This is a genomic window from Dorea sp. D27, from assembly GCF_001185345.1.
GTDB lineage: Bacteria > Bacillota > Clostridia > Lachnospirales > Lachnospiraceae > Extibacter.
In genome coordinates, this window is sequence record NZ_KQ236744.1 from 185,646 (window position 1) to 191,261 (window position 5,616).

Below are 5,616 nucleotides of genomic sequence, written 5' to 3' on the forward strand. Positions count from 1 at the left end.
ACGTACCGTTCGCAGACTGGTCGGCCAGCTCTACCATACGGTTCAGCATGGAGTGGACTTCCGTCAGAGCACCTTCTGCCGTCTGTACTAAGGAGATGCCGTCCTGTGCATTCTTCTGTGCCGTCTCAAGTCCCGTAATCTGCGCCCTCATCTTCTCAGAGATGGCAAGCCCGGCAGCATCGTCGCCTGCACGGTTGATGCGGTAGCCGGATGACAGCTTCTCCAGGTTCTTGGATACTGCACTGTTGTTGTTCGTCAGGTTGCGGTAAGAGTTCAATGCCGCGATATTATGTTGGATTCTCATATGATTTCCTCCTTGAAATTATTCCAGGGGGCTTCCCTGCCCCGCTGAGGGTATTCCCTCCCGGTTTTTAATCATAGGGAAGGAATGATTAAAAGTTACCGGCGGATTTTAATCCGCCATTGTGTTACTTGACGCGTCAAACATTGATAAACAAGGCTTTAAGCAGCTTTGCTTTAAGCAACTTATTTATTGTGTTCACTTAGAATATCGTCATATTGCCGATTAAAATAAGGGAAAAAAAGTAAAAAGATAATAACTTTTTTGATTTTTCCCAGTAAAATGGGGCTTTAGAGCTGATTTGTTATTTAGTACCCAGATAGTACTGCTTATATTTCCAAAAAAATAGATTAAATCCGGAGTTGAAGGAAGGAATCCAAAAACAATATTTTAGTTTGCAGTACTAAAACAGTACTTTTTCTGATAATTTTTGGCCGTAATACGGTACAATTTATTTTAAAACATAACTCAAGGAGGTCGAATTCAATGCCAACATATTACAATGAAAACACACAAACATGGTACTGTAAATTTTATTACCGGGATTTTATGGGAAAGAACCATCAGAAGAAGAAAGGAGGCTTTCGGTTCCAAAAAGATGCACGTGAATGGGAAAAGTCATTTATACGTCAGCATGAAGGTGGTCCTGATATGACTTTTTCCGAATTATACGAAATGTATGAAATGGATATGCAGAATCGGTTGAGGTATTCCACCATGTTTACCAAAAAGCATTTGGTAAACACGAAATTACTACCCTATCTTGGGGAAATCCCTGTTAATAAAATTCAGCCCTGCACAATCCGTGAATGGCAAAATCTGATGAGGGCATATAAAGATCAGAATGGAAAAGGGTATTCGGAGACATATTTAAAGTCGATGAATAACCAGCTTTCTGCTATCTTAAACTATGCAGTACGCTATTATCACCTGACCGCGAACCCATGTCATGCTGCAGGAAGCATGGGTAAAAAGCAAGTATCTCACAGCCTTTTCTGGAGCCCAGATGAATTCCACATTTTTTTAAAATATTTTCCTAATGATTCGGGGAGATGGCTTGTGTTTTCCATTCTATACTATACAGGTATACGCATAGGTGAACTTCTCGCTCTCACTAACGACGATTTTCATCCGGACAAAGGGATTCTTACCATTAATAAAACATACCGCCGTATAGATAAGAAAGATTACATAGCGCCGCCGAAAACGCCGAAAAGTATGCGTGTAGTGGCATTGCCACCCTTTTTAAACAGTAAATTAAAAAGTTATACTGAGAAAAAGGTAAAGTATGCTTCTAAGCGTATATTTACTTACAGTAAATATTATATCACAAAATACATGCAGGAAGCCTGTAAGGCGACAGGCGTCTCAAAAATACGTATCCATGATTTGCGGCACAGCCATGCCAGCCTGCTTATCGAGCATGGATTCAGCCCATTGCTGATTGCAGAAAGATTAGGCCATGAAAATATAGAAACGACACTAAATACATATGGGCATCTATATCCTCATAAACAGTCAGAACTGGCTGCAAACTTACAGACCTTATATCTTGCCTACGATAAACAAGGCAGATAGTTTTTTGCTATCCTCCTTATCATTCCTTCCCTATGATTAGAGAATCATACGTGGAAAGGCTGACTTCGAAGGGGCAGGGACGCCCCCGAAAGTAATTCAAGGAGGAAATCATATGAGAATCCAACACAATATCGCGGCATTGAACTCTTACCGCAACCTGACGAACAACAACAGTGCAGTATCCAAGAACCTGGAGAAGCTGTCATCCGGCTACCGCATCAACCGTGCAGGCGACGATGCTGCCGGGCTTGCCATCTCTGAGAAGATGAGGGCGCAGATTACGGGACTTGAGACGGCACAGAAGAATGCACAGGACGGCATCTCCTTAGTACAGACGGCAGAAGGTGCTCTGACGGAAGTCCACTCCATGCTGAACCGTATGGTAGAGCTGGCCGACCAGTCTGCGAACGGTACGTATGACAATGCAACGGACCGCGCGAACCTGCAAAAGGAAGTTCAATCCCTGAAAGACGAGATTGACAGAATTGCAGAAGGAACAAACTTCAATGGCATCAACCTGCTGGATGGTTCTTTGGCAGGAGGGGCGAGCTCTTCTACAGGAAGCGTCACAATCGGAAGGAATATTTCTGATTTTACAGCAGCTAAAGCAACTGGCGCAACTGGTTCAGGTAAGGCGGACTTAAGCGGTGGTAATATTGTTGCAGGAACCGACAGTTTTGATATCGATGGACAGACGTTAACGATTGACTGGACAAAAGGCGATGCAAAAAAACTATTTGACAAGTTTAACGTTGATTTATCAGCTGGAACGGAGGACACATTCAAGGGTCTTGCCGAAGACTTGACTACTTTGCTCAACAACCAGATGAAAGAGCAGGGACTTGCAGGTAGTGTGAAGGTAACAGCAGATGCTGACGGTACCTTTGCTATTGAAAGCGAGAATGAAAGTTCTACTTCCTCTATAGGATGGACTGGTTCTAATAACGCTGTAGCAGATGTAGAAAAATCTTTGGGTACGGTATTGTTCTCAGCGACTGCCGGTAAGGGTGGAGTTACTGAAGCCGGAAAAACATTGGGTACTGCACTTGCAGCTGGTGATGCATTCACCATGACGATAAACGGTACAACTGTAGAGGTATCTCTATCCGCTGCAATTGCAAAGGATAGCGGTTTAGACGCCGTTGCAACCCAACTCCAGACAGATATAAGGACTGCAATTGGTGCTTATAATACAGCCAAAGGTTACGCAGCTGGTGATGCCAACTTCCTGACAGCTAATGACTTTACAGTAAGTGCTGACAAGAGCGGCGGATTGAAAGTAGTATATGGAGGTGACAAAGAAGTCCAGTTCTCCTTTGGAGAATCAGACGCTGGTGCAACAGGAAAACCGGGTAAAACTGCATCAATCCTTGGATTAGCAGGAAGCTCTTCTTCTGTAGGCGGTTCCGGAGGTCTGACGTTACAGATTGGTGATACTGCGGAAGACTTTAACCAGCTTACCGTATCAGTCGGTAATATGAGCTCCAGCTCTCTGGGAATAAGCGGTGTAAATGTTTCAACACAGGCAGGAGCAAAGGCTGCCGTGGATTTGATTAAGAGCGCAATCAACTCTGTATCCTCTACACGTGGTGACCTTGGTGCTATCCAGAACCGTCTGGAGCACACGATCAACAACTTAAGTGTAACGACAGAGAACATGACGGCTGCTGAAAGCCGTATCCGTGACGTAGACATGGCAAATGAAATGATGGCTTACACGAAGAACAACATCCTCGTTCAGGCTTCTCAGGCTATGCTCGCACAGGCGAATCAGATTCCACAGGGAGTTCTTCAGTTATTACAGTAATAAGTCCCCATTTTAAATATATAGCCAGCCGGTTTTTCTCCCGGCTGGCTATTTCGACGTATTTTCATCACTTATAACCAGGATCTGGCATCATCTCATCTAGGGTTACGAGACGTATACCGTTATCATCTGCATGCTGTATGAGACGTTCTGTAAATCCCGCTTTGGAGAACAAATAGTAATACACTTTTCTGCTCTTGTCTGGAAATGCTTCTGATACATACTGCAAATGTTTCAGAGTATCCATATCTACCAGCTCATTTCTATACTTACATTCACCTAGAATGACGCTTTTATTATCAGGGGATAAGACTACAATATCTATCTGCACCTGCTTCTTGTCTACATTATGTGTTCCCCACCACTGTCCGATTTCTCCCATATCGATTGGCAGATATTCATCTCTGAACAGGAGATATTGTTTTGCCATATCTTCAAATACAGACCCCATGTAATGGTTCAGATGATCCTCTATTGCAACGGTAAAGGTTTTCTCTATTCTCCCGGAGACAATCGCACTGACATTAGATGCCACAAATCGATACCAGAAGCGGAACATCTGATCTACAATCCTATAATAAACCTTTTTGCTGCTGCTCTCACCAAGCGGCTTTTCTTTATGAAGGATTCCTAACTCTATCATTTTATTAATATATTTTGAGCATGTGGCAGAGTCCAGCCCTACCTTGGTCGATACCTCATTCATTCGGCTGCTGCCCTCTGCAATAGCGGTAATGATAGCATTGTAGTTCTGTGGCTCTCTTAGTTCCTGCTTCAGAAGATTACCAGGTTCTTCATATAAATAGGCATTGTCGTTAAAGATTTCAGAAAGCATGGCATCACGTACAGAATCGTAGCCTGTCATCAGTTCAACATAGAGAGGAATGCCGCCTGTAACCCCATATATCAGAGCGCGTTCTGGATTATTCATTTCCGGGAACCAGAGGGCCGTCTCATAATAGTTAAATGGTTCTATTTTAAATTGAGCCGTTCTGCGGCCAAACAGTGGACTTTGATACCCTAGGACCTGATGTTCCATGAAGCTCATAGACGAACCGCATAAAATAAGAAACAGCTTCGTCTCTTTATAGTTCGAGTCAATAAAGTTCTGCAGTAAAGAAGAAAAAGACGGTTCTGATTTGGCAAGATAAGGATATTCATCAATTACTACGACCAGCCTCTCGTCTATTGCCATCTGGCCTATCTCTTCAAGCAGGTCCCGGAAGCTATTGTAGGTCATGGAACCTTTGCTGCCTTTTTCAATCGCAGTTATCCTTGAAAATTCCTTAAGATTTTCATAGGAAGGGGTCTCGCTGGAAGCAAAGAAAATTGTTCGTTTCCTCTTGCAGAATTCTTTTATCAAGGTGGTCTTTCCTACACGGCGGCGTCCGTATATTACCGCCATCTCAAATTTATTCCTCCGCCACATTTGTTCCAATTTATCCAATTCCTTTTTTCTTCCTAGAAACATAGCATCCTCCAAAATTAGTGCATCACGTTTCACTGACTTATAATACAGTTTTATTATATTTCTGATTACATGTGTTGTCAAGTCCCCCATTTCATCATTCCTTCCCTATGATTAAAAACCGGGAGGGAATACCCTCAGCGGGGCAGGGAAGCCCCCTGGAATAATTTCAAGGAGGAAATCATATGAGAATCCAACATAATATCGCGGCATTGAACTCTTACCGCAACCTGACGAACAACAACAGTGCAGTATCCAAGAACCTGGAGAAGCTGTCATCCGGCTACCGCATCAACCGTGCAGGCGACGATGCTGCCGGGCTTGCCATCTCTGAGAAGATGAGGGCGCAGATTACGGGACTTGAGACGGCACAGAAGAATGCACAGGACGGCATCTCCTTAGTACAGACGGCAGAAGGTGCTCTGACGGAAGTCCACTCCATGCTGAACCGTATGGTAGAGC

At 43.7% G+C, this 5,616-nt stretch carries 5 protein-coding genes; 3 read left to right on the forward strand and 2 right to left on the reverse strand.

Features of this window, described 5'->3' with window-relative positions:
* On the reverse strand, positions 1-304 hold a 304-nt coding region (locus HMPREF0980_RS07370; protein WP_442855429.1), incomplete at its 3' end, for a flagellin N-terminal helical domain-containing protein.
* 483 nt (positions 305-787) lie between these two features.
* On the opposite strand from HMPREF0980_RS07370, the gene HMPREF0980_RS07375 reads away from it, so the two are divergent.
* Positions 788-1,879 carry a site-specific integrase gene (locus HMPREF0980_RS07375; RefSeq protein ID WP_049728513.1) on the forward strand — a complete coding sequence of 364 codons (1,092 nt, stop codon included), beginning with the start codon at positions 788-790 and terminating at the stop codon, positions 1,877-1,879.
* Positions 1,880-1,991: 112 nt separating this feature from the next.
* Positions 1,992-3,686 carry a flagellin N-terminal helical domain-containing protein gene (locus HMPREF0980_RS07380; protein ID WP_049728514.1) on the forward strand — a complete coding sequence of 565 codons (1,695 nt, stop codon included), beginning with the start codon at positions 1,992-1,994 and terminating at the stop codon, positions 3,684-3,686.
* 67 nt (positions 3,687-3,753) lie between these two features.
* Here the strand turns inward: HMPREF0980_RS07380 and HMPREF0980_RS07385 are convergent, their stop codons facing one another.
* Positions 3,754-5,157 (reverse strand): ATP-binding protein, encoded by a 1,404-nt coding sequence (locus HMPREF0980_RS07385; protein WP_049729157.1) that lies wholly within the window; start codon positions 5,155-5,157, stop codon positions 3,754-3,756.
* Positions 5,158-5,339: 182 nt separating this feature from the next.
* On the opposite strand from HMPREF0980_RS07385, the gene HMPREF0980_RS07390 reads away from it, so the two are divergent.
* Positions 5,340-5,616, forward strand: a 277-nt coding sequence (locus tag HMPREF0980_RS07390; protein ID WP_442855430.1) for a flagellin N-terminal helical domain-containing protein, incomplete at its 3' end; no start/stop codon positions are given.

Coding starts and splice junctions, on each gene's coding strand:
- HMPREF0980_RS07380 (WP_049728514.1), top strand. CDS start 1,992: ATGAGAATCCAACACAATATCGCGGCATTGAACTCTTACCGCAACCTG.
- HMPREF0980_RS07385 (WP_049729157.1), bottom strand. CDS start 5,157: ATGTTTCTAGGAAGAAAAAAGGAATTGGATAAATTGGAACAAATGTGG.
- HMPREF0980_RS07375 (WP_049728513.1), top strand. CDS start 788: ATGCCAACATATTACAATGAAAACACACAAACATGGTACTGTAAATTT.